At 31.2% G+C, this 24,400-nt stretch carries 27 protein-coding genes and 3 pseudogenes; 6 read left to right on the forward strand and 24 right to left on the reverse strand.

The features are described 5' to 3' along the window. The first annotated feature begins 37 nt into the window (after nt 1-37). Nucleotides 38-988, forward strand: a complete 951-nt coding sequence (waaF, locus tag AJ930_RS02215) for a lipopolysaccharide heptosyltransferase II (protein ID WP_070274773.1) — start codon at nt 38-40, stop codon at nt 986-988. Here the strand turns inward: waaF and AJ930_RS02220 are convergent. The 5 genes and pseudogenes from AJ930_RS02220 to AJ930_RS02240 form a co-directional block, all read right to left on the reverse strand. Continuing rightward, nucleotides 978-1,736, reverse strand: a complete 759-nt coding sequence (locus AJ930_RS02220; RefSeq protein ID WP_070210281.1) for a glycosyltransferase family 25 protein — start codon at nt 1,734-1,736, stop codon at nt 978-980. The genes waaF and AJ930_RS02220 overlap by 11 nt on opposite strands. After that, the gene (gene gmhA / locus AJ930_RS02225; protein WP_070274774.1) at nt 1,736-2,296 is read right to left on the reverse strand and encodes a D-sedoheptulose 7-phosphate isomerase; all 561 of its coding nucleotides are present in this window, start codon (nt 2,294-2,296) and stop codon (nt 1,736-1,738) included. Before gmhA ends, AJ930_RS02220 begins: the two co-directional genes overlap by 1 nt. After that, on the reverse strand, nt 2,293-3,678 hold the full coding sequence (rfaE1, locus tag AJ930_RS02230; RefSeq protein ID WP_070274775.1) for a D-glycero-beta-D-manno-heptose-7-phosphate kinase: 1,386 nt from the start codon (nt 3,676-3,678) through the stop codon (nt 2,293-2,295). Before rfaE1 ends, gmhA begins: the two co-directional genes overlap by 4 nt. Next, nucleotides 3,671-4,624 carry an ADP-glyceromanno-heptose 6-epimerase gene (gene rfaD, locus AJ930_RS02235; RefSeq protein ID WP_070274776.1) on the reverse strand — a complete coding sequence of 318 codons (954 nt, stop codon included), beginning with the start codon at nt 4,622-4,624 and terminating at the stop codon, nt 3,671-3,673. Before rfaD ends, rfaE1 begins: the two co-directional genes overlap by 8 nt. Beyond that, nucleotides 4,621-5,185 (reverse strand): annotated as a pseudogene (locus tag AJ930_RS02240) (D-glycero-alpha-D-manno-heptose-1,7-bisphosphate 7-phosphatase). Before AJ930_RS02240 ends, rfaD begins: the two are co-directional and overlap by 4 nt. 80 nt (nt 5,186-5,265) lie before the next feature. Between AJ930_RS02240 and AJ930_RS02245 the strand changes: the two are divergent. After that, entirely contained in the window at nt 5,266-5,568 is a 303-nt protein-coding gene (locus AJ930_RS02245; RefSeq protein WP_002870485.1) for a c-type cytochrome, read from the forward strand. Nucleotides 5,569-5,590: 22 nt separating this feature from the next. Here AJ930_RS02245 and ccoS read toward each other — a convergent pair whose 3' ends face one another. Beyond that, entirely contained in the window at nt 5,591-5,797 is a 207-nt protein-coding gene (gene ccoS / locus AJ930_RS02250; protein ID WP_002852798.1) for a cbb3-type cytochrome oxidase assembly protein CcoS, read from the reverse strand. Beyond that, nucleotides 5,794-8,151 carry a heavy metal translocating P-type ATPase gene (locus tag AJ930_RS02255; RefSeq protein WP_083263147.1) on the reverse strand — a complete coding sequence of 786 codons (2,358 nt, stop codon included), beginning with the start codon at nt 8,149-8,151 and terminating at the stop codon, nt 5,794-5,796. The genes ccoS and AJ930_RS02255 overlap by 4 nt, the downstream gene beginning before the upstream one ends. A gap of 108 nt (nt 8,152-8,259) precedes the next feature. Here AJ930_RS02255 and rho point away from each other — a divergent pair, with 108 nt between their 5' ends. Next, nucleotides 8,260-9,558, forward strand: a complete 1,299-nt coding sequence (rho, locus tag AJ930_RS02260) for a transcription termination factor Rho (RefSeq protein ID WP_002853705.1) — start codon at nt 8,260-8,262, stop codon at nt 9,556-9,558. A 3-nt stretch (nt 9,559-9,561) separates the two neighbouring features. Further along, nucleotides 9,562-11,088: a DNA polymerase III subunit gamma/tau gene (locus tag AJ930_RS02265; RefSeq protein ID WP_002870483.1), complete on the forward strand. Its 1,527-nt coding sequence runs from the start codon at nt 9,562-9,564 to the stop codon at nt 11,086-11,088. On the opposite strand, the pseudogene AJ930_RS09930 reads toward AJ930_RS02265, so the two are convergent. The 13 genes and pseudogenes from AJ930_RS09930 to AJ930_RS02325 all read right to left on the reverse strand — a co-directional run bounded on the left by AJ930_RS09930 (nt 11,085) and on the right by AJ930_RS02325 (nt 20,305). Then, nucleotides 11,085-11,458: pseudogene (locus AJ930_RS09930) on the reverse strand (DUF2165 family protein). The gene AJ930_RS02265 and the pseudogene AJ930_RS09930 overlap by 4 nt on opposite strands. After that, nucleotides 11,436-11,555 (reverse strand): DUF2165 family protein, encoded by a 120-nt coding sequence (locus tag AJ930_RS10790; protein WP_353477116.1) that lies wholly within the window; start codon nt 11,553-11,555, stop codon nt 11,436-11,438. Before AJ930_RS10790 ends, AJ930_RS09930 begins: the two are co-directional and overlap by 23 nt. Before the next feature lie 90 nt (nt 11,556-11,645). Continuing rightward, the gene (gene copA / locus AJ930_RS02275; RefSeq protein WP_070274778.1) at nt 11,646-13,745 is read right to left on the reverse strand and encodes a copper-translocating P-type ATPase CopA; all 2,100 of its coding nucleotides are present in this window, start codon (nt 13,743-13,745) and stop codon (nt 11,646-11,648) included. Continuing rightward, nucleotides 13,745-13,939: a heavy-metal-associated domain-containing protein gene (locus tag AJ930_RS02280; protein WP_002870481.1), complete on the reverse strand. Its 195-nt coding sequence runs from the start codon at nt 13,937-13,939 to the stop codon at nt 13,745-13,747. The genes copA and AJ930_RS02280 overlap by 1 nt, the downstream gene beginning before the upstream one ends. Then, nucleotides 13,929-14,879 carry a CDF family cation-efflux transporter CzcD gene (gene czcD, locus AJ930_RS02285; protein ID WP_070261264.1) on the reverse strand — a complete coding sequence of 317 codons (951 nt, stop codon included), beginning with the start codon at nt 14,877-14,879 and terminating at the stop codon, nt 13,929-13,931. The genes AJ930_RS02280 and czcD overlap by 11 nt, the downstream gene beginning before the upstream one ends. Nucleotides 14,880-14,953: 74 nt before the next feature. After that, the gene (locus tag AJ930_RS02290) at nt 14,954-15,217 is read right to left on the reverse strand and encodes a TFIIB-type zinc ribbon-containing protein (RefSeq protein ID WP_002870479.1); all 264 of its coding nucleotides are present in this window, start codon (nt 15,215-15,217) and stop codon (nt 14,954-14,956) included. Nucleotides 15,218-15,289: 72 nt separating this feature from the next. Beyond that, complete coding sequence (locus AJ930_RS02295) at nt 15,290-15,784, reverse strand: threonine/serine exporter family protein (RefSeq protein ID WP_070261265.1); 495 nt, start codon at nt 15,782-15,784, stop codon at nt 15,290-15,292. Then, nucleotides 15,781-16,557 (reverse strand): threonine/serine exporter family protein, encoded by a 777-nt coding sequence (locus AJ930_RS02300; protein WP_002881600.1) that lies wholly within the window; start codon nt 16,555-16,557, stop codon nt 15,781-15,783. The genes AJ930_RS02295 and AJ930_RS02300 overlap by 4 nt, the downstream gene beginning before the upstream one ends. Before the next feature lie 81 nt (nt 16,558-16,638). Next, complete coding sequence (locus tag AJ930_RS02305; protein WP_002861880.1) at nt 16,639-17,238, reverse strand: DedA family protein; 600 nt, start codon at nt 17,236-17,238, stop codon at nt 16,639-16,641. Between the two features lie 79 nt (nt 17,239-17,317). Beyond that, nucleotides 17,318-17,545, reverse strand: a complete 228-nt coding sequence (locus tag AJ930_RS02310; RefSeq protein WP_002822505.1) for a hypothetical protein — start codon at nt 17,543-17,545, stop codon at nt 17,318-17,320. Nucleotides 17,546-17,555: 10 nt separating this feature from the next. Beyond that, nucleotides 17,556-18,968 (reverse strand): outer membrane tyrosine kinase, encoded by a 1,413-nt coding sequence (omp50, locus tag AJ930_RS02315; RefSeq protein ID WP_070274779.1) that lies wholly within the window; start codon nt 18,966-18,968, stop codon nt 17,556-17,558. Nucleotides 18,969-19,113: 145 nt separating this feature from the next. Next, nucleotides 19,114-19,587 carry a peptidylprolyl isomerase gene (locus AJ930_RS02320; protein WP_070274780.1) on the reverse strand — a complete coding sequence of 158 codons (474 nt, stop codon included), beginning with the start codon at nt 19,585-19,587 and terminating at the stop codon, nt 19,114-19,116. Between the two features lie 10 nt (nt 19,588-19,597). Continuing rightward, nucleotides 19,598-20,305 carry a YebC/PmpR family DNA-binding transcriptional regulator gene (locus AJ930_RS02325; protein ID WP_070274781.1) on the reverse strand — a complete coding sequence of 236 codons (708 nt, stop codon included), beginning with the start codon at nt 20,303-20,305 and terminating at the stop codon, nt 19,598-19,600. Between the two features lie 105 nt (nt 20,306-20,410). On the opposite strand from AJ930_RS02325, the gene AJ930_RS02330 reads away from it, so the two are divergent. Then, entirely contained in the window at nt 20,411-20,752 is a 342-nt protein-coding gene (locus AJ930_RS02330; RefSeq protein WP_002861885.1) for a DMT family transporter, read from the forward strand. Then, nucleotides 20,752-21,060 carry a DMT family transporter gene (locus tag AJ930_RS02335; RefSeq protein WP_002870473.1) on the forward strand — a complete coding sequence of 103 codons (309 nt, stop codon included), beginning with the start codon at nt 20,752-20,754 and terminating at the stop codon, nt 21,058-21,060. The genes AJ930_RS02330 and AJ930_RS02335 overlap by 1 nt, the downstream gene beginning before the upstream one ends. A gap of 17 nt (nt 21,061-21,077) precedes the next feature. Here AJ930_RS02335 and argS read toward each other — a convergent pair whose 3' ends face one another. The 4 genes and pseudogenes from argS to AJ930_RS02355 form a co-directional block, all read right to left on the reverse strand. Next, nucleotides 21,078-22,670: an arginine--tRNA ligase gene (gene argS, locus AJ930_RS02340; RefSeq protein WP_070274782.1), complete on the reverse strand. Its 1,593-nt coding sequence runs from the start codon at nt 22,668-22,670 to the stop codon at nt 21,078-21,080. An 11-nt stretch (nt 22,671-22,681) separates the two neighbouring features. Then, nucleotides 22,682-22,921, reverse strand: coding sequence for a twin-arginine translocase TatA/TatE family subunit (locus AJ930_RS02345; RefSeq protein ID WP_002852866.1), 240 nt, complete (start codon nt 22,919-22,921; stop codon nt 22,682-22,684). A 1-nt stretch (nt 22,922) separates the two neighbouring features. Continuing rightward, nucleotides 22,923-23,540, reverse strand: coding sequence for a guanylate kinase (gene gmk / locus AJ930_RS02350; protein WP_070274783.1), 618 nt, complete (start codon nt 23,538-23,540; stop codon nt 22,923-22,925). Nucleotides 23,541-23,542: 2 nt separating this feature from the next. Continuing rightward, a pseudogene (locus tag AJ930_RS02355) lies at nt 23,543-24,400 on the reverse strand (highly acidic protein); the annotation flags it as partial.

Raw genomic sequence — 24,400 nt, forward strand, 5'->3', positions numbered from 1 at the left:
AATAATAAAAACAATTCTATCAAAGTTTAGGAAATTCATGAAAATTTTTATACATCTTCCCACTTGGCTAGGCGATGCGGTGATGGCTTCACCTGCTTTATACGCTATAAAAGAACATTTTAAAAATGCTCAGTTTATCCTTTATGGCTCTTTGGTTTCCACAGCACTTTTTAAAGAATTTCCTAATTCTAAAATCATCATAGAAAATAAACAATCTCGCTATAAACAAGCCCTATTTTTACGCAAAGAACTTGGTAAAATCAATCTTAGCTTTGCTTTTAGATCTGCGTTTTCTTCTAAGATTATCTTGCATATCCTTAAAACAAAACAAAGATATTTTTTTGATAAAAACAAGTACAAAGAAGAACATCAAGTTTTAAAATACCTTTATTTTATAGAAAACTCACTTGGCATGAAAGCTCATTTTAAGGACTTAAAACTTCCATTTAAGCTAAAATTTCAAAACCCTCTTGTCTTAAAAAATGGTAAAAAAATTCTAGGACTCAACCCTGGTGCAAGCTTTGGAAGTGCAAAAAGATGGAATGCGAGTTATTTTGCTAAAGTGGCTTTAAATTTCAGCCAAAGTCATGAGATTTTAATCTTTGGCGCAGGAAAAGCCGAACAAGAACTTTGTAATGAAATTTATCAAATTTTAAAAGAACAAAACATAAAAGTAAAAAATCTTTGCAATAAAACCACCATCAAAACCCTTTGTCAAAATATCGCTTTTTGCGATCTTTTCATCACAAATGACAGTGGTCCTATGCACATAAGTACGGTTTATAAGATAAAAACCGTAGCTATTTTTGGCCCTACGAAATTTACTCAAACTTCACCTTGGCAAAATGAAAACGCAAAATTAGTGCATTTAGATCTAGCTTGTATGCCTTGTATGCAAAAAACCTGTCCTTTAAAACACCACAAATGCATGAAAGATTTAAAGCCTCAAAGGGTTATAGAAGAGGCTAGAAATTTACTTAAGCTTTAATCGATTTTTTATATATACAATAGATAACAACTAAAATATTTGAGTAAAATCTAAAAATTTCTCTAGCAATTTTTTTATATAATATTAATTTTATTGAAAATTTTCTTCCATATTCTACAATAACACTTGAAAAATTTGCTTGCTTAAGAAATAAAGGCTTTTTCACTATATTTAACACATTATGTTTATAAAACATATCCATATAATCATCTACAGCATAGATCCAATTTTTAGCGCATTTAAGAAATTTCTTTGCAGCACTTACTTGCAGTACATAGCCTTGAGTTCCAGCAAGTTTTTCAAAACTTAAATAATATTCACCCTCACTCAAAAAATACAATCTTTTATCAAATAAGTAGCAAAGTCTTATATATTCATATTTGCTCTTTAATAGCTCATCTATATATTCTGTCCCATTATTTAAAAATTCATCACTAAATTCCACGTCATCTTCTAGGATGATTATAGGCTCATCAAGCTTCACACATTCTTGCCAAAGTTTATAATGACTAGCAAAACAAGCTTTTTCTCCATCAGAAAGCTCTCTACCCAAAATCCAAGAACCCCACCAAGAAAAATGATCTTTAAATTCCAAATGTTCTTTATTTTTAGCATCAATAGCTTTAAAGAAAATAAATTCTAATTTATTTTTTAAACTAGGATTTTTTTCAAAAAGCTTTTGAATTTGTTTTTGCATATACTCTTTTCTATATAAAGAACGCTCTAAATTGATGATAAAAACTTTCATTAAAAACTCTCATCTATGATCTGACAAAGTGTGTGTATGATCAAAATATGCATTTCTTGAATTCTAGCCGTATCATCGCTTGGCACAACAAGATTATGATCACAAAGCTTATTCATTATTCCACCACCTTTTCCGCTAAGCCCTAGACAAAGCATATTAAGCTCTTTTGCTTTTTTTAAGGCTTCTAAAACATTAGGGCTTTTTCCACTGGTTGAAATGCCGATTAAAACATCATTTTCGTTTCCTAAAGCCTCTACTTGTCTTGAAAAAACAAATTCAAAACCATAGTCATTTCCTATAGCACTAAGTGCTGAAGTATCGGTTGTAAGTGCTATGCCTGCTAAAGCCTTGCGTTCTTTTTTATAACGCCCGCTAAGTTCAGCCGCAAAATGCTGAGCATCAGCCGCACTTCCACCGTTTCCGCAAATCAAAATCTTGCCACATTTTTTAAGACACTCGCACAAAAGCTCACCTACTTTAGTGATTTGTCCTTTTAAAATTTCACTTTCTTGAGCGATTTTTTGATGTTCTTGCCATTCTTTTTCCACTAAATTTATCATTTTTTATCCTTAATCTTTTCTATGATCTTACTCGTACTAAATCCTTCTTCAAAGTCGATTAATTCAACCCTTGAAACAATATCTGTACCCACAACAAGCTTATCTTTATAATCAGCTCCTTTAACCAAAATATCAGGTTTTAAAAAGCTTATAAGTTCCAAAGGCGTATCTTCATCAAAAATCACTACAAAATCTACGAAATAAAAAGCTGCCAACATACAAGCTCTTTGAAACTCTGAATTTACAGGACGACTCTCGCCTTTGAGTCTTTTCACACTCGCATCTGAGTTTAAACCTACAATCAAAACATCGCCCAATCTTTTAGCTTTTTCAAGGTATTTTATATGTCCAAAATGCACTATATCAAAACAACCATTTGTAAAAACGATCTTTTTATTATTTTGTTTTAAAAGTGTTAAAAGTTCTTCTTTGCTTTTGATTTTTTTCTCAAAATCCACACGATTAAAACTCTTAATCTCATCAAAACTCACACTCACGCTACCTATTTTACTTACCACAACAGCTGCTGCTTCATTAGCGAGTTCACAAGCTTTAAAAATTTCAATCCCATTTGCCAAACAAAAAGCTAAAACGGCGATCACACTATCACCAGCCCCCGTTACATCATAAACTTCTAAGGCTTTAGCAGGTGCGATTTTTAATTTCTCATCAAAAAGTGCAATCCCCGATTCTGAAAGAGTGATAATAGAATAACGCAAAGCAAAATCTTCTTTTAATTTTTTAATCCCTTTTTCTAAATTTTCACCCTCTAAATTTTCAAATTTCAAAGCCTCTAAAGCTTCTTTTTTATTAGGTGTAAGTAAAGTTGCACCACTGTATTTACTAAAATCACTCCCCTTAGGATCAACTAAAACAGGGATATTTAAAGCCTTAGCCTTTTTTATCACAGCCTTGCAAACCTTAGGCGTTAAAATACCCTTAGCATAGTCACTTAAAACCACAGCTTTAAAATCTTTGATCCTTTCATCAAACAAAGCTATAAGTTCATTTTCAAGTAAAATTTCACTTATATCTTCTTCATCTAGTCTTAAAACCTGCTGATTGTGCGCCATAATGCGATTTTTAAAAGGGGTTTTGCGTCCTTTTTGGATCAAAAATTCTCCTTTTAAATTTTCTTGTAAAAATTTCCCACTCTCATCATCACCCACAACACCGAGTGCAAAAACATCAGCTCCCAAGCTTTTTAAATTTGCATAAACATTCGCAGCCCCACCTAATCTTTTATCTTCTTTAAGAGTTTTAGCTACCAAAACAGGGGCTTCAGGGCTGATACGCGAACAATCACACCAAGTGTAATTATCCACCATAAAATCCCCTATAATTAAAATTTTAGGTTTTTGCTGACTTAAAAACTCAAGCATTTACTTCCTTTTCAAAAAGTCTTTTTATCTCACCTAAATAATCTTTTATACCCTCTTCAAGACTAAATTTTGGCTGATAATCCCAAGTTTGATCTAGTTTTGCTTCAGTGTGGAATTGATAAGATTTTACATAAGGATTTGGGATATATTCGCAAGGCAAATTAGTCTTTAACTCTTTTTGTAAAATATCAACTATATCTTGAAAAGTCCTTGCTTTACCACTGCCCACATTATAAACCCCACATTTTGAGCCAAGAGCGATTAAATTGGCATTAATAACATCTTTGATATAGGTAAAATCTCTATAAATTTTATCACTTCCTTCAAACAAGCGTGGATTTTTTCCTGCTAAAATTTGATGGCCAAATTGCAAAACCATAGAAGCAGTTTTATTTTTATAAAATTCGCCTTTTCCATAAACATTAAAATATCTAAGTCCTACTAAATGGGCTTTATCGTAGTATTTTTTCGCTAGCTTATCCATCATCAATTTTGAAAAAGCATAAGGATTTTTTGGTTCTTCATCTTTACCTACAGTTTGTGGACTTTTTGCATCACCATAAACCGAAGCTGAACTTGCATAAATAAGCTTTGCATTAAGATCTATGCTAAGTTCTATAAAATCTTTAAAAGTATTTAGATTGGTTTGTAAAACCTTAGTTTGATCAAAAACTGTAGTGTCTGAAATTGCTGCTTGATGAAAAATAATCTCTGGCTTAAAATCTTCAATCTTTTTTAAAACTTTTTCATCATTAATATCACCTGCAAAAAGCTCTCCATCAAATTCAAGTAAATTTTTAAAATGCCCAAAACTTTGCAAATTTCCATTTTCAAAAGTCGCACTACTACGCATTTTATCGATGATTAAAATTTCATGTTTTTCTTGCAAATTTAAAGCCAGTTGCGAACCTATAAATCCTGCGCCACCTGTGATTGCTATTCTCATTTAAATGTCCTTTTCTTTAAAAAGCTCAAAATTTCTTTTAAATTTTTAAATTGTCTAAAAAAATCGCCTTCTTTTTTTTCTTCATTCACTAAAATCAAAGTGCCAATATCAGCATTTAATCCTGCTTGCATATCGCTTAGATTATCTCCGATAAAAATAGAATTTTTCATATCTAAATCAAACTCATCTTCTGCTTTTAAAAGCATTCCTGCTTTAGGTTTGCGACATTCACAACCTTCTAAATGCGGACAATGATAAATTTTATCAATTTTTATATCTTGTTTGGCAAATTCTTTAAGCATATAATCACAAAGCTTAAAAAAATCACTTTCCTTGTAATATCCTCTTGCAATGCCTGATTGATTTGTCGCTATAAAAAGCAAATACTTTTTAGCTAAAAAATATCTACAAAGTTCAAAAATTCCATCACAAAATTCAAAATCTTCTATTTTATAAACATATTTTTTATCTATATTAATCACACCGTCTCTATCTAAAAATAATGCTTTTGTTTTCATAAAAAACATTATAATATAGCTTTTTTAAAAAGAAAATAAACATTATCTTTAATTTCTTAAGATTTTTATAAAAATAAAGATATATAATACCTAGCAATCTAATTTTTACTAAGGAGAAAACAAATGAAAAAATTATTAGTAGTTTCTGCTTTGGCATGTCTTGGTGTTTCTGCTTTTGCTGCAGATGGTGCTACACTTTTTAAAAAATGTGCAGTATGCCATGGTGCAAAAGCAGATAAAGTTTATTTAAACAAAGTTCCAGCTTTAAAAACTCTTTCTTCTGCTGAAAGACTTCAATACATGAAAGAATATTCAGAAGGCAAAAGAAATGCTTATGGTCAAGGTGCGATCATGAAACTTAACCTTAAAGGTTTAACTGAAGAAGATTTTAAAGCTATCGAAGCTCATATTGAAACTTTAAAATAATTTCTAAAAAAGGCTTTTCTTTTTAAGAAAGCCTTTTTTTATCCAAAGCTTCTTTTTTACGCCTTTCTAATTCTATAGCATCACGCAAAGAATCCTCATCATCATTTAAAGTAGTAAATTTATAATCATCATCAAATTGTTTATTTTTAATCCCCCAAAGCAAAGTTGCCAAAATGATAAAAAACGCTAAGATAGAAACCCCTATCATCATCATAATTATACTATTCATTCTTTAATCCTTAAAGCATTTAAAATAACTATTATACTACTAAAAGACATAGAAATAGCAGCGAATAAAGGATTAATCATACCCAAAAAAGCCAAAGGTATGGTACAAGCATTATAAAACAAAGAAAAAGCAAGATTTTGCTTGATAATTTTAAAGGTATTTTTAGATAATTTGATGGCTTTTTTTAAAGAAAGCAAGTCATTTTTCAAAAGTAAAACATCACTACTTTCTATAGCTAGATCACTTCCTTCTCTTAAAGTCATCGAAACACTTGCATATTTTAAAGCTAGTGCATCATTTACCCCATCACCTACAAATAAAACTTTGTAATTTTTGCTTAAATTTTCTATAGTTTTCATTTTATCTTCTGGCAAACAAGAAGCTTGATAATTTTGAATTTCTAACTTTTTAGCGATTTTTTCCACTGCTTTTTGATGATCGCCACTTAGTATCATTAATTCTTTCTTTTCTTTTTTAAGATAAGCAATAAGCTCTTTTGCACCTTCTCTTAAAACACTATCAAACTCAAAAGAAGCTAAAATTTTACCTTCCTTAGCAAAAATAAAATGTGTATTATCAAATTCTTTAGCCACAATACCCTTTTCTTGCAAAAATTTAGAACTTCCACCTAAAAGCAACCCTTCATTTAACTCAGCACTTAAACCTTTAGCTTGAATGCTTGAATGCTTTTTAAAATCCAAATTTAAATTCTTAGCTCCTTTTTGCTTTAAATACGACGCAATATTTTGAGAGATAGGATGTTTAGAAAGTTTTACAAAATTATAAAGCTCATTTAAATCAAGTGTTTTATCCAAAAAAATCTCTTTAAGTTCAAGCTCTATTTTGGTTAAAATACCCGTTTTATCAAACACCACGCAATCACATTTGCTTAAATCTTCTATCACACTAGAACTTTTAAACAAAATATGTTTTTTCAAAGCTCTACCTAAAGCTACAAGATTGCTCACTGGTGTTGCTAAAGCCAAAGCACAAGGACAAGCGATAATCAAAACTGCAATCGCATTGACTAAAGAAATTTCGAAACTCTCTTCTTTATAAAAAAACCAAAAAGCAAAACAAATAAAAGCGATCAATAAAACCGTTCTAGAAAAATAAGCCGAAAGACTATTGACCAAACTTTCAAGTTTTGCTTTTTTAGAACTCGCAAGTTCTAAAAGCTGGATAATTTGACTGAGTTTTGAATCCTTGTAAAGCTTTGTTGCTTCATACTCCACACTTCCATCAAGCACTATACAAGCTGAAAAAATTTCATCTTCTTTTTGTATGAGTTTTGGAATACTTTCTCCGTTTAAAGAAGAAGTATCCACACTCATTTCACCACTTTTACAGATCCCATCGATTAAAATTTTATCTCCAGTTTTAAGCAAAATTCTATCCCCTAAACAAACCTTTTGCACTTCTTTAGGAACAAATTCTTTACCATCAAAAACCAAAACTTCATTTTGCAAAAAATCATTAAGCCCATCTATGGTATCTAAAGCACGCTTTTTGCTAAACATCTCAAGATATTTTCCTATAAATACAAAGCAAACTATCATCGCCACAGAGTCAAAATACACTTCCCCCACCCTAAAAAACATAGCCCATAAAGAATAAACATAAGCCAAACTCGCTCCGCTAATCACCAATACATCCATATTTAAACTATGCATTTTTAAAGTTTTAAAAGCGCTTTTATAAAAATGAGATCCCGTATAAAAAAGCACAGGAGAACAAAGGATAAATTCAGCAAAATTTAAAATATCCTTAGTATCCTTATCCATACCGCTAAAAAATCCTGCGTATTTTGCCACTGCTATCCACATGATATTCATCACACAAGCTATAGCCACAACAAGCTTAGAATAAAATTCTCTTTTTAGTAAATCCGCTTTTTTTGAAGCCTTGCTCGCATCATAAGCACTCGCTTTATAGCCTATACTTTCAATAAGTCTTAAAATTTGCACCAAAGAAATACTTTGTTCATCAAAAACAATGCGTGCTTTATGGCTTAAATGATTGATATCAAGTTCTAAAATTCCTTCTTGCTTCGTTAAAATTTTCTCATTAAGCCACACACAAGCTGCACATTCTATACCGTGTATCATGAGATAAATTTCACTAAATCCTTCTTTAGTTTTAGTAATAAACTCATCATAATTTTTCATTTCATTTTGAAAATTTACAGGGCTTAAAGTTTGATTTCCAAGCTTTTCATAAAACTCATCTAATCCACTTTCATGTAAAATTTCCCAAACGCTCTCACAACCCTTACAGCAAAAAAATTTACCCTTATACTTTATCATTTGGGCTTGTTTATAATCAAGTCTACAATGTTCACATTTCATAATCATTCTTTAAAAAAATATTTTTTATAATTATAGACAAATTTGACAAAAAGTGCATTTTTTTACTAAAATCACATTTTACAAAAATTATTCTGCTAAATCTTACGAGGACTCATGGAAAAAGAAAAAAAACAACATCAAAGAACCCACGTTCCAGTGGAAGGTTATAAAATCGAAGAATTAAAATTATTAGATTTAGAAAATCTAGTTAAAATCGCTAATGAATGTGAAATCGAAAACCCAAGAGAATTTCGCCGTCAAGAACTTATTTTTGAAATTTTAAAAGCACAAACAAAAAAAGGCGGTTTCATACTTTTTACAGGGATTTTAGAAATTTCTTCTGAAGGTTATGGCTTTTTAAGAGGCATGGACTCTAATCTTAGCGATAGTGTTAATGACGCTTATGTTTCAAATTCACAAATTAGAAAATTTGCTCTGCGTGTAGGCGATATCGTTACAGGACAAGTTAGAGAACCTAAAGATCAAGAAAAATACTACGCTCTTTTAAAAATTGAAGCGATCAATTATCTGCCTTTACAAGAAGCCAAAGAAAGACCTTTATTTGATAACTTAACCCCTATTTTTCCAACAGAAAAAATCAAACTCGAATACGATGCGATGAAGCTTACGGGTCGTGTTTTAGATCTTTTTACCCCTATAGGAAAAGGACAACGTGGGCTCATCGTTGCTCCACCACGCACAGGTAAAACAGAGCTTATGAAAGAACTTGCTACTGCTATTGCAAAAAACCACCCCGAAATGCATTTAATCGTGCTTTTAGTCGATGAAAGACCTGAAGAAGTTACTGATATGCAAAGATGCGTAAAAGGCGAAGTTTTTAGTTCTACTTTTGATTTGCCTGCTTATAATCATGTGCGTGTAGCTGAACTTGTGATAGAAAAAGCCAAAAGAATGGTAGAAACAGGTAAAGATGTTATTATCCTACTTGATAGCATCACAAGACTTGCACGTGCTTACAATACTGCAACTCCAAGCAGTGGAAAAGTCCTAAGCGGTGGGGTGGATGCTAATGCCCTACACAAACCAAAACGCTTCTTTGGTGCAGCTAGAAATATAGAAAATGGAGGCTCTTTAACCATAGTTGCTACGGCTTTAATTGACACAGGTTCAAGGATGGATGATGTAATTTTTGAAGAATTTAAAGGCACAGGAAATAGCGAAATAGTTCTTGATAGAAATATCGCTGATAGAAGAATTTATCCTGCGATTAATATCATCAAATCAGGAACAAGAAAAGAAGAATTACTCCAAGGCGTAGCAAATCTTCAAAAAATTTGGGCGATCCGTTCGGCGATTTCTCAAATGGATGATGTTGAGGCATTGAAATTTTTATATTCTAAAATGCTTAAAACCAAAGACAATGTAGAACTTTTATCTATAATGAACGAGTAGAAAATGCTTCAAGCTTTAGCGATTAAATACAGACCAAAAACCTTTGATGAACTCATAGGACAAAAAACAGTTAGCGTAAGTTTAAAATACGCTCTAAATCATAATCGCTTAGCTCATGCTTATCTTTTTTCAGGACTTAGAGGAAGCGGAAAAACCTCAAGTGCTAGAATTTTTTCTCGTGCTTTAGTTTGCGAACAAGGACCAAGTGATACTCCATGTGGCACTTGCAAGCACTGTCTTGCAGCACTTGAAGGCAAACATATAGACATTATAGAAATGGATGCTGCAAGCAACCGTGGACTTGAAGACATACAAACCTTAATCGAGCAAACCAAATACACCCCTTCTATGGCAAGATTTAAAATTTTCATCATTGATGAAGTACATATGCTTACCCCACAAGCTGCAAATGCACTTTTAAAAACCTTAGAAGAACCCCCAAGTTATGTTAAATTTATACTTGCAACAACAGATCCTTTAAAACTTCCAGCCACTGTACTTTCAAGAACGCAACATTTTCGCTTTAAACAAATTCCACAAAGTGAAATTTTAAATCATCTTAAAAAAATTTTACTTAAAGAAAATGTTAAATTTGAAGAAGAAGCTTTAAAATTCATAGCAAGAAGTGGCAATGGATCTTTAAGAGATACTTTAACCTTGCTTGATCAAGCCATTATTTTTTGTCAAAATGAAATCAGCATTAGTAAAATTACAGATATGTTAGGCTTTTTAGATCCTCAAAAAATCAAAGCCTTTTATCAGGCTATTTTAACAAAAGACAAAGAAAAAGTTTTTGCATATTTAGAAGAATTGCAAGACTATGAAGCTTCAAGCGTGATTGATGAAATGCTTTTTTATTTAAAAGAAAGTTTTTTTGCAAAAAGTACAGAATTTTCTACTTTAATTTATGAAAGATTTTTCCGTATTTTATCAAAAGCTAAAAATATGCTTTGCGATGATGATGGCTTTACGCTTTGTGTTATGGCTTTTATGATGATGGAAGCAAGTCATTTAAAAGAAATTGACGCACAAATCCAAGAAATCAAACAAGAAAATATAACAAATACTACACCTAAGATCACACCTTCTCCTATCATGCCTAATCTTGAGAAAAAAATAGAAAAAAATGCTTATGAAATCTTGCTTGATAGTATTTATGATAGGGATTTTGATCTTGCAGAATGCTTTAAACAAAGCACAAAATTTATTAGTTTTGAAAGCAATACTTTAAATATAAGCTCAAACGCACAAGGACAAAATCGCGATACGCTCAATAAAGGTTTTAAACTCATACAAGAACTTTTTAAAGCTAAATTTGGAGAAAATGCAAAAATTAATGTGCAAAAAGCACTAACAATTGATGAAAATAAGCTTCAATCCTTAACTCAAGAATTACCAAACAGTGAAAATAAAAACAATATTCAAAGTTCTATTAATATGCTTAAAGAAGGAGCTAAAAAATTTGACCCACAAGAAGATCTTAAAGAGGCTCTTAAAGATTGTTTTGGGGAGCCTAGTATAGAAAATTAATCATCATTTTTAAGAGAGATGAAAATCAAAGCTAAAAACATATAAGTTACCAATCTTGTAGCACCAGGCAAACCATTCCAAACATTACTCATCCACATTTCAAACCATTCTGCAGCAACTACTTGAAAGGCAAACCATAAATACAGCAACAAGTTAAGGAAATAATCCCAAAAATCTTAGCGTTAAGAAAGCTTTGAGCATCTAAATTTCTAGCTTTAAACATATCATAAACACCTTTTAGGGCTGTTAAGGTAATAAAAATTTCAAAAAGAATAATTATTATATAGCCTATATGATGAATCACAGGAGAAGTAATAACCCCATAAACTATAGCATTACCTAAATAATCAGACTTTATATCCGCACTCATCACAATGCGAAACAAATTGGAAATTAGAATTGTAATCTGTCACATTTCTAAAAACCACTATACCTGCTAACGATGCAACGGTAAGCAAAATAATAATTTTTGAAAATCAAATCATTTTACTTATGCAAAAACATTTTTATTACATTTATACCATTTTAATAATATATTCTTAATAAAAATTAAATTTTTAAATTCTTTTAAGCCTTAAAGAATTAAGTACCACAGCAACAGAACTAAAACACATTGCAAGTGCTGCTATATGAGGACTTAAAGTGATAAAAGGTACAAATCCTGCTGCGATAGGAATGCAAAGTACATTATAAATAAAAGCCCAAAAAAGATTTAGCTTGATAATACTGCGTGTTTTTTTAGCAAGTTTAAAACATTTAAAAATCGCTGATAAATCATCTTTTATCAAGATAAAATCTCCTGTTTTTTTTGCAAGTTCATTTGCCTTTGAAAAACTCATACTCACGCTTGCAGCAGATAAAGCCGCCGCATCATTGATCCCATCTCCTACAAAAAGAGTTTTTTTAAATTTTTGAATGATTTGTAGTTTTTCTTCACTCTTAAGTTGGGCATGAAATTCGTCTATTTGTAATTCTTTAGCTATTTTTTCTACATTTTTTATATGATCACCACTTAAAATAAAAGTTTTAAGATCTTGCCCTTTTAAATTTAACACAAGCTCTTTGGCCCCATCTTTTAAAGCATTACTTAACAAAACACCACCTAAACACTTTTTATTCTTAGCAAAATACACCCTAACATATTCTTTAAAAGAATCAAAAAAGATATCGCTTTCTTTTGTGTCAACTTCATTTTTGTGCAAAAACTCCGCACTACCTACAAGATAAATATTATTATCTTCTTTGTATTTTATACCAGAACCCACAATCACTATTCCCTCGCCCTTTAAATCAAAAATTTGATCTTTATGCAAAGCCTTGGCTATAGGATGAGAGCTTAAACTTTCAATTTGACATAATTTATCAAAATCATCTTTAGAAAGATTGTGCTTAAAAATACTCAAATTTTCCTTTGTTAATGTACCTGTTTTATCAAAAAAAGCGTACTTAACTAAGGCTAATTTTTCTAAAGCAGCAGGATTTTTAATAAGAATGAAATTTTTTGCCGCATTTGCACTTGCCACAACCAAAGCTATAGGCGTTGCAAGCCCTAAAGCACAAGGACAAGAAATCAAAAGCACAGCACAAGCGTGTAAAAAAGCTGTATTTAAATCCGCTTTTACCGCCCAAAAAACAAAAACTAAAAAAGCAAAAAATATTATACCCCCTACAAAGTATTTAGAAATTTGATCTGCTAAATTTGCCAAAGGACTTTTGATATTTCCTGCTTCAAAAACTAGATTTTTGATTTGTTCTAAAGTACTATCCATAGCCTTTTTGTTTGCTTTGATCCTTAAAGCGCCATTTAAAACTACTGCTCCTGCTTGAACTTCATCGCCTTCTTTTTTTAAAACAGGCAAAAACTCTCCATTTAAAAAACTCATATCAAGCTCTGCGCTCCCTAAAAGCACTACTCCATCTGCAACAATGCTTTCTCCTTCTTTTACCAAAAGCACATCGCCACTTTTGACAAAAGAACTTGGAATTTCTTTAATACTTTCATCTTCAAGCAAAATTTTTGTCTTTTTTGTATCTATATTTTCCAAAATTCTTTGATAATCTTGTGCTTTAAATTTAGCTTTACTTTCAAGATATTTTCCTAAAAGCACAAAGGAAATAATCATCATTGCACCACTAAAATACAAATCTTCTTCTTTAAAAATTTGCAAATACACTAAAAAAGAATACACAAAAGCACTCAAAGTCCCTAAAGCTACAAGGGTATTCATATCTAAATTTTTACTTTTAAGTCCTAAAAAAGCATGAGAAAAAAAGTCTCTCCCGCAATAAAATATCCCAAAAAAACTCAAAGCCATTTGGATATTTTGCGAAAAAGAAGTTTTAACAAACATTTCAAAATACATAATAATCACACTCAAAACTATACTTAAAAGCAAATTTTTTCTTAATTCTAAGTGTTTTTTTGCCTTGTATGCGTTCAAGCTTTGTTCATCTTCTAAAATTTCAAAGCCTAAATTTTTAATTTTTGCGATGATATCTTTGCGTTTTTCTTGATCTTCAAGTAAAAAAACTCCGCTAGAATTCACATAAGAAACACTAGCATCTTTAACACCATCAATTTTTTTACAAGCTCTTTCTATAGCGTTAGAACAATTAACGCAAGTCATTTTACCTATTTTTATACGCAATTCTTCCATTATAAACGCTCTATGATTTCAAAACCTAAATCTTGAAATTCTTTTGTAAAATTTGATACTTGATTTTCTTCTAAATTTAAACTTAAAATTTTTTGCTCCAAATCTACTTCTATATTACCAAATTCATCTTCAAGAGAATTTTTGATCAAATTTACACAATTCATACAATTAACATTTTTTACTTTAAATTTCATTTTCACTCCTTATAGGATGTATGGTAATGTGCCCGATTTCAAATTCATGTAGTAATTTATGGGATAAATCCTGAGATAGTTTTTCAAATTCCTTTAGATCGCAAACTTTCACTTTTAAATGCATAGAAGCTACTAGCATTTTATTGGTGATTTGAGTAATATGCAAATCCACCACCTCATCCACACTAGGATTTAAAAGTAAAACTTGTCTTACTTTTTCTATATCCACAGGAGAACTTTCAAGTAAGACATTAGCGCTTTGTTTAAGCAAGATAATTGCCCATCTTAAAAGTAAGATTGATAATACAATAGCTAAAATCGTATCTATATAAACAATACCACTGAAATACACCGCTATCCCACCTATAATAACCACTAAAGAACCCAATAAATCACTCATCATATGTAAAAAAGCGGACTTCATATTGACATTTTCTAAATTTGCACCCTTAAACATCATCAAAGCATTAATCCCATTTACCAAAAAGCCCAAAATAGCTACAATTATCATGGTTTTAGCGTCAATTTCTTTTGGATTAATAAATTTTTCTATAGCCTCATAAATGATAAATAAAGCCGATAAAATAATGGTTAAAGCATTGACAAAAGCCACTAAAACTTCAAGACGAAAGTACCCAAAGGTCTTTTGATGATCTTGCCATTTTTCTACAGCTATGATGGCTAAAAAACTAAGAGCTAAGGCAAAAACATCAGAAAACATATGCAAAGTATCGCTTAAAAGTGCCAAAGAATTTGAAAGGATTGAATAAATAAATTGCACAAGCATCATAGAAAAAGTCATTAAAAGAGAAATTTTTAAAATCTTTTTATCCATACTCCTTGCATCAGCATGGGAATGATGATGTTCATGAGAATGTTCTTCGTGATTATGATGACAAGATTTGTTAGCTAAAGGCTCGTGTGATAAAAATTTATACATTTTATATCCTTTTTGCTTGACATTTTAAGATATTAAGCTAAAAAGAATATAAATATTTGTTATTCTTATAAAAATTAAAAGTCAAAAAGTTCGCCTAACCAACTTTCTTTCTTTTTCTTTTTATAGTAATCATTGTGCTGATGATAAGCTGAGTTATTATATCTTGACTCTTGTCTTGAAGCTTGGTTAAAATTTGCTGTATTAGGGACACTGCGTTCTATGATTTTGTCAAGTTCTCCACGATCAAGCCAAACGCCACGACATTTTGGACAATAATCAATCTCAACTCCACTCCTATCGCTCATAACCAAATCCACATTGCAAACTGGACATAACATACAATACCGCCTTTTTTTAAATTTTTGATTTAAAATTATAAAAAGAAATACTAAACAATTTTACAACAAGTTTTAATGTTTTTTTGCATGTCTAGTCATCATAAAACTTTGTTCAAAAAATATAAGCAAAGTAACACTCACTCCTATAGCTAGAGCCAAAGTCACAGAAACAGTTGTAAAAAAATAATCAAAAAATTGAACCAAAAATTCAGACTTAGCCTTCAAATCATCACTGCGTATAAAAGAAATAAGATACAAAATCGCTTTATAGGCATAAATTCCAGGTATCATAGGAATAAGAGCAGGAAAAGCGATAATTTCAGCAGGGGTTTTGATGATTTTTGCTAGAACAATTCCTAAACATCCTATACAAAATGAAGCAACAAAAGTTGCAATTGCTAAAGTTTGAAAATGAAAATATTCCACCAGGGTAAAACGAAGCCCATGCGCAATTGCTGCTAAAATAGCAGATAAAATAAGGGTTTTTAAAGGTGGATTACAAGCATAAGCAAAGCCAAATCCCGCCACAGCAGCAAAAAACATATCTCTTAAAATAAATTCAATCATCTTAAAATCCCAAAATCCGAAATACTAAGTGTCATGTAAATTCCAAGTGCTATACAACAAATCAAAATAGCCACGCTGATAATACGACTAAGCCCCATTAAAATATGATCTTTTAATATATCAATCACAGAATTTATAAAAAATACCCCTGGTATAAGATATAAAATACTAGAACCCAAAGCCACATCAGAAGTATTGGTATATCCCATATCCAGTCCAAAAAATACAAACCACGATGAGATAAAAGAACAAAGGATGTATTGAATTCTTAAATCAATCTTTGCTTTAGTTAAAATATATCTTAACAACAATCCCACAAAAGTTGCAAAAAACACCAAATTTCCAGCGCCAAAATCACCGCCAAAAAGCCTACAAAAAGCCGAATTTGCCATAGAAACAAATAAAAGATTAAGCAAATAAGAATGCTTTTTTTGTTGAGAAATTTTCTCAAAAACAACTTGTGCTTTTTCAAGATCGTATTTGTGATCATATATAGCCCAGCTTAAAGCACTTAAATCAAAAATAAGCTTAAAATTAACATGGGCATGATGATTGGGTATGACATAAGTTCTTTGAATGGAGTTATCATCCATATCTACAACATTTAAAGTAATATGATGAAAAAAGAAATTGATATTTATCTCATAGCCATAAACCTCGGCTATTCTTCCTACGCATTTTGCCACCCTAGCTGTATAAGTTCCAGCACCTAGCAAAGTTTTAGTATATATAATTAAAAAATTAGTTAATCTTTGTATATCAGGTTTTTCCATATTTTGATCATCTTTAACTTGAATTTATTACAATTATAGCAAATTTGAAAATAATAAAGAAAAAAATATTTATAATTTAAATCATTTATTAAAAGGCTTTTTGATTTTGATATAAATTAAACTTGCTAAAATCACAAAAACAATTATAATGATTAAAATTTGAGTCAAATAAGTTTTAATCAACTCTTCATTTTGTCCTATATAATAACCCAAAAATACAAGTATAGCCACCCAAATAGCACTACCAAGTGCAGTAAAAAGTATAAAATTTATAAGTTTCATTTTTACCAAACCTGCAGGCATAGAAATATACTGACGAATTCCTGGTAAAAGACGACAAGTAAAGGTTGAAAATTCCCCGTGTTTGTTAAAAAATTCTTCAAATTTAGCAAATTTGGCTTCATTTATACCAAAATACTTACCCCATTTTAATACAAAATTTTTACCCCAAAAAAAGCAAATATAGTAATTAATCAAAGCCCCTAAAACAGAACCTAAAGTCCCGCTAAGTATACAAAGAGTGATATCAAGTTCGCCTTTATGTGCCAAATATCCAGCAGGTATCATAACAACTTCACTTGGAAAAGGTATAAAACAACTCTCTAAGGTCATTAAGATAATAATACCCAAATACCCCCAAGCACTAGCCGTCTCAACAATAAAAGAAATGATTTCTTGCATATTAGCCTTATTTGAAGAAATTTTAAAAAATTGTAGCTTAAAAGATTAAACAGTAAAAAGCGGTTTTATACCGCTTTTTTTATTTACCTGCAACCGAAACTTGATTTGGATTGTCCGCTGCACGAGCGATCATACACTCTTTTAAAACAGCAGCATCAGCTGGATCGCTAACTTTTTTATTAATCCAGCGTTCAACTTGTTTCATTGTTTTTGACTCTGGCTCTGGAGCTTCGTATTTTGCCATCAAACTTGCACAATCAGCCAAAGCAATGATAGGTAATAAACTTGCAAAAAGTATTTTTCTCATCTTTTGCTCCTTAGAATTTTACATTATACATTAACATGATATTATCAGCTCTTGCTTTATCTTTTTTCGCTCCACCAAATGGTAAGCCACGATTACCCCATTTATTTTGGATATTGGTATAGCTTAAGCGTAAGAATTGATATCTATCAAGTTGATAAATCACATAAACATCGTGAGCCGTTCCTCTTGTCATTCTTATATTAAGTGGATCATTGATACTTGGACGGCTCATAGTATACCAGTATCTACTTCCCCAGAAGAACTCATATCCTACTTTTAAAGCCTTGGTAAAATCATAGCGTCCACCTACATGCACAGCATAGCCATCTTCTTCATTGAAATTTAATTGAGACTGTACAGCAGGAATTGCACTTAGAGTATGTGCGTTTGCTCCGTTAGAATACCCTAAAGATACAAAATAATTAAAATTTGTTCCAAAAGCTTTGTAATTTTCAAAATGAATATTTGCTAAAGTTAAATCCCCAAGATTATAAACACCTTGATTTAATAAAACCATTTGCCCTGAATTAATGCTAGGCAATGGTAATGCAAAATCAGTCATATGAGCCACATTGAAGATAATAAGATTATCTCCCATACCTTCTATAGGAAGCTCTCCTTCTACTGCAGCATAATAAAGATTTGCATCAGCATCTTTTTGATCGCTCATCCAGTCTCTTACTTTGCCTTCTTCATCCCATTGATAAGTTTTACCATAAGCTGCACGGATAGCTATCTTATGATCTTGCAAATTTTCAGGCTTATAAGTGATCACTGCTGCATCACCTAGAGCATTAATCGCTAAGGCTGGATAAGTGGATTGTCTTAAAGCATTGTTTCTAAGATTACTTCCTGGGCCATCGGTTCCTGGCTGTCTTCCTATAGTTGCAATCCACTCAGGCGTGATATAGTAGTCAAGATAAGCTCTATCTACATAAAGTACAGGCCCACTTGTTCTTGTGTTTCTTCCTGCATCTAAGTCATAAGGAGTACCACTCCAACCCATTTGAGACCAGTTTTTAGCCATAGATAAACGACCATAGAATTTGGTTTTATCATTAATATCAGCATTCATATTTAAATGAAGCTCATTCATCCATTTGTTATTAGCACTATAATCTTGTCCGCTAACTTTATAGTTTGTATTTGAAACCGCTGTTGAAAACTCAAGTCCAAATTTAACCTTGCTTAAAGCAGCTTGAAATTCTGTTTCATCAGCTCTATCATTAAGATCAGCAAGTTCAGCTTTTACAGCTTCATTTTGCTTAGCTTGAGCTTCCCTTTCTTTTCTGATTTGTGCAAGTTCAGCTTGAATTTGTGCAAGCTGTTTTTGAAGCTTGGTTATTTCATCATCTGTATTTTTAGCAAAAAGTGAAGATGAAAGAAGACAAGCACTTAAAATAAGTGAAAACTTAGTTTTCATAATCATAACTCCTTGTAATTTTGTTACATTTCACTGAAATAAAATTATAATTATAGAAAAAAAAGCTTTAAAAAAAATTATGTGTTAATTATTTTTAGCTAGTCAAATTTTATGACTAGCTTTACATTATAAGATTTAAATTTAATTACAAAATTTTTATATCTAAAATTTTATCTCCTTGGCGTATAGAGTCTAAAACTTCCAAACTTTCTTCATCTTTTGGATCAATTTGCCCAAAAACAGTATGAACCCCATCTAAATGAGCTTGAGGGCTATGACAAATGAAAAATTGGGATCCACCCGTATCGCGTCCTGCATGCGCCATAGATAAGGTTCCACGCTCATGCTTATGTTCTTGATCATCACATTCACAAATGATTTCATATCCAGGCCCACCTATACCATTGCCGTGTGGACAACCCCCTTGTATGACAAAATTTGGAATCACACGATGAAAATTTAAATCTTTATAAAATCCTTCAATAGCCAAAGTAGCAAAATTACAAACCGTTTGTGGAGCCTCATCACCAAAAAGTTTTAGCTTCATTGTACCTTTTTCAGTTTCTATAAGAGCAAATTTGTATTCATTTACTTTGCTTGTGTCGATTGTTTTTATCATATTTTTCTCCTTAATCTATATTTGTATAAACAGCTTGAACATCATCATCATCATCTAACTTATCTAAAAGTTTTTCTATATCACTAAGCTGTTCTTCGCTAAAGCTTACAGGATTGTTTGGTATATACTCAAGTCCTGCTTTTTTAAGAACTAAACCCTTAGTTTCTATAGCAGAGCTTAGCTCACCAAATGCAGTATAATCACCGCTAATTACCAACTCTTCTTCATTTTGTTCTAATTCTTCAAGCCCTGCATCGATCAAATCAAGTTCTAATTCTTCTAAATCTCCTGCAAATTTTTCAAGATGAAAAACCGCTTTTCTTGTAAACATAAAGCCTAAAGATCCATTTTGTAAAACTTCTCCACCATTCTTGCTAAAAATAGCTTTTACATTGGCCACGGTGCGTGTAGGGTTATCACTCATACATTCAACTATAACTAAAGCTCCATGCGCAGCTTTTCCTTCATAATGAATGTTTTTAATATCTACACTATCTTTTCCACTCGCACGCTTAATAGCTGCATCTATATTATCTTTTGGCATATTATTTGCTTTTGCTGTAGCTATAGCACTTCTTAATTTTGGATTCATATCAGGATCAGTGCCACCTTCTTTAGCAGCTACTTGTATGGCTTTAGCAAGCTTAGGAAAAAGCTTGCTCATTTTATCCCATCTAGCCTCTTTAGAAGCTCTTCGGTATTCAAATGCTCGTCCCATAAATTCTCACTTTCTTTAAAGATTTTCAAACTTAAAAGTATAAACTAAAAAGGCTAATTAAAGCTTTAAATGGTATGATTTTACCATTTATTTTAGGAGAAGTTTTTGAATATCGCAAAAAAAGAACTTTTTGTTGCTTGGTTTTTCTTGATTGTTGCTATTGTATTTGAAGTTTTAGGTACTAGTTTTTTAAAAATGGAAAATCAAATTTTAGGCTATATATTTATGGCTTTATTTATAGCTTTTTCTTATTTTTTTATGGGCAAAGCGATTAAAAAAATTCAAGTAGGCATAGCCTATGCTGTATGGGAACTTTTAGGGATTATTCTTATACTTTTAGTTTCTTTTATAGTTTTTAAAGAGAGTTTAACCTTAACTCAAATTCTAGGCATTGTTCTTTCTATCGTTGGAATTATCATGATTAATATAGGCGAGGTTAAAGAATAATGTATATTTTTATCATTGTTTTATCAGCATTGTTAGATATCATAGCAAATTTATTGCTAAAAAAATCAGATGGTTTTAAACATAAAATTTGGGGCTTGGCTGCGATTGTCAATGCTATACTTGCTTTTTTTCTACTTTCTTTTTCTTTAAAATACGTTCCTTTAAGCATAGCTTACTCAACTTGGGGTGCTATAGGCATCATAGGAACTTGTCTTGGTGGATGGATTTTATATAAAGAAAAATTAAACAAAATAGGAATTTTAGGCATCATTATCGTAATAATAGCAGTATTTTTACTAAATTATTAAAACAGCAAAATGCTGTTTTAATGTTCCATTTTGTTTTTCGCTTCAATACCCATTAAAGAAAATGCGGTTTTAATACTAAGAGCAACCAAAGAAAATAATTTAAGTAAATCATTTTCATTTGCAGAGCCTATAACTTTATTTTCATTGTAGAATTTATGAAAATTTGCAGCTAAATTTTTAAGATAATCAGGAATTTTTTGCAAAGCTCTAGCCTCAAAAGCATCATTTAAAATAGCTTTTAAATTCAAAGCTTCAAAAAGTAAATTTACACCATCTTGATTTAAACTTTGCAAATCAGCTCCCATTACATCATCGATTGTTTTACCAGCTTTAGCAAACACTTGATGAATTCTAGCGTGTGCGTAGTTGATATAATACACAGGATTAGAGCTATCTTCTTTTTGCAAATCACTAATATCAAATTCCAAATGAGTATCGCACTTTTTACTCAAAAAGATATAACGCAAAGCATCACTTCCTATTTCATCAATCACATCGCTCATCAAGATAAAATTTCCTGCTCTTTTACTCATTTTATAAAGCTCTCCATCTTTAAGCAAGGAAACCATTTGTGCTAAAATAATCTCAAGATTATTAGAGTCAAATCCCAAAAACTCCATCGCAGCTTTCATTCTAGGGATATAACCATGATGATCTGCTCCCCAGATATTAATACACTTGCCATAACCACGACTCATTTTATCCTTATGATAAACAATATCTGCTGCCAAATAAGTCCCGCGTCCATCTTCACGGATAATTACCCTATCTTTTTCATCGCCTTTTTGCGAAGAAGCAAGCCAAATTTTACCTTCTTGCTCGTAAATTCCTTTATGTTTTTTTAAAGATTCTAAAGTTGCATTTAAAGCGTCATAATACGATCTCTCGCTTACATAGCTGTCAATTTTAATCTTTGCTTGTTCTAAATTTTGTTTAATCAAAACAAGCATTTTATCTTTTGCCCAATCAGCTAAACTAGGGATATTTTCTTCATTAAAAAATTCTTTACCAAATTTTTCAAAAGCTTCTTTTGCCAAATCTGCTATATACTCACCTTTGTAATATTGCTCTGGATATTCAACATTTTCATGAAGTATATTTTCTTTCACACTTAGTAAAATAGAAAGCCCTAGTAAATAAATTTGATTACCCGCATCATTGACATAGTATTCTGTATCAAATTTATAGCCCAAATGTCTTGCAAGTCTTGTTAAGGTGTCTCCAAAAACAGCGCCTCTTGCATGTCCTATGTGCAAAGGCCCAGTAGGGTTTGCACTCACATATTCAAGTAAAAAACTTTCTTGTTTTTTTTCTCCTTTAGTAAAATCATTTGGATTTGCTAAAGCTTGATTTGCAAGTTCATTTAAAAAAGTTTTGGAAATTCTAAAATTTAAATACCCGTTTACAGCTTCAACCGATTCAAAGCAATCATGATTTTGAAATTTGCTCGCTAAGTCGCTAGCGATCAACATAGGAGATTTTTTTAATTCCTTAGCCAGTGAAAAAGCCAAAGGGGTAGCAAAATGTGCTAAATTTTTATCCTTTGGATTTTCAAGTGTAAAATCACACTCTAAAATCTTTTTAATTTCATTAAAAATAATACTTTTCAAAAGACTAAACCTTAAGCTTTTTTTGTTTCGTCTATACTTGCATCAGCATTTGTATTATTAGTTGTGTTTTTGTTTTCTTCTATTTTTTGAGTATTTTTTGCTACTTCATCATCATTATTCATTTCATCTTTAAAAGTTTTAATACCTTTGCCTAAACCCTTTGCAAGTTCTGGAATTTTTTTTGCTCCAAAAAGCAATACAACAATCAATAAAATAATCAACCAATGACTTGGACTTGACCAACCACCCATTTTATTCTCCTTCATTCCAAATATTTTGAATTTGTCCTAGATTCTGCCCTTTGGTTCTAAATTTATGGGCAATTAAAATCGCTCGCAATGCTTCATAACTTTGCTTTAGCTCATCATTAATGATAAGATAATCATACTCGCTAAGCTCTTTCATTTCATCACTAGCGTTTTGTAATCTTTTTTCTAGTTGTATTATTGTATCAGTATTTCGCTTAATAAGTCTTTTTTTTAACTCATCTTTATTTTTTGTAGTAATAAAAACAGAAACAATCTTATCAGCCATTTTTTGTCTGGCTATTTTAAATCCTTGCACATCAATATCAAAAACAACTATTTTTTCATTATCTAAAGCATCTTGAGTGTGCTTTAAAGAAGTGCCATAAAAATTTTCATGCACTTTAGCCCATTCTAAAAAATGATCACCATCTATACCTTTTTGAAATTCTTCATGGGATATGAAATGATAATGTATTCCATTTTTTTCACCCTCTCTTGGTTTGCGAGTTGTTGAAGAAATAGAAAAATAAAGCTCATCTTCAAATTCATCAAAAAGTTTTTTTAAAAGAGTTGATTTTCCAGCTCCACTAGGACCTGAAATCAACAAAATAAAACCTTGCAATTTTAATCCTCTTTAAAACTAATGTTTATATTTATATTCATATTCATACCCTTAAGAGCAGCTTTTAAGGTATCATCCTTAATACTTGAAGTGATCGCTCCTACTATACTTTGGCTAAGCTCATTAACTATCTCTTCACTATTATCATCTTTAGTTGCATTACTTACTATAGGCTCTTCATTTTTTTCTACAATTTCCTCTCCAAGAGCTTCTTGTATATCACTTTCTTTCAATGCATCAAAATCACTTATATTTAAATTTGGCACAACCACTTCCTCTTCATTTGTTCCTAATTCTGTATCGTCTAAAATTGGCTCATCTTTAAAATCTTCTAAAACCTTGCTACTATTATCACTATCAATACCATAATCAAGCTCATCAAGTTGAGCTAGTTCTTCTTTGATTTGATCTTGAGTGCTTAAATTTGAAATAAAATCATCCATTTCATCTTGAACATCTTCTTCCACAACAGGAGCAAACTCCTCTAAATTTTCCTCTGATTCTTCATTATCTTTTGCTTGACCTAAAAATTCAGCATCCTCAGGAATATCATCAAAATCCATTTCTTTTTCTTGCTCTTCAACCACAGGAAGATCATCAAAGTCGCTTATATTAGCTTGTAATTCTTTGTTATCTTCTAAATCTTCATCATTTTTATCATCTAGTTCATCTAAACTAGGCTCAGTATCCAAAGCTGTATGTTCTTGGCTTAAGTCTTCTTTTTCGCTTCCGCCATCTTCCAAAGTTAAATCTAAATCAGTTTGAATGTCTTCTTGATTCTGTTCTTTAGTTGTTTCTTGTTCTAAATTTTCATCTTCTAAATTTTGAGTTTCTAAAGTTTCGTTTGCATTATCATCTTG

Origin of the sequence: Campylobacter sp. BCW_6871 (genome assembly GCF_001762325.1) — a bacterium.
In the GTDB taxonomy this organism is placed as follows: domain Bacteria; phylum Campylobacterota; class Campylobacteria; order Campylobacterales; family Campylobacteraceae; genus Campylobacter_D; species Campylobacter_D jejuni.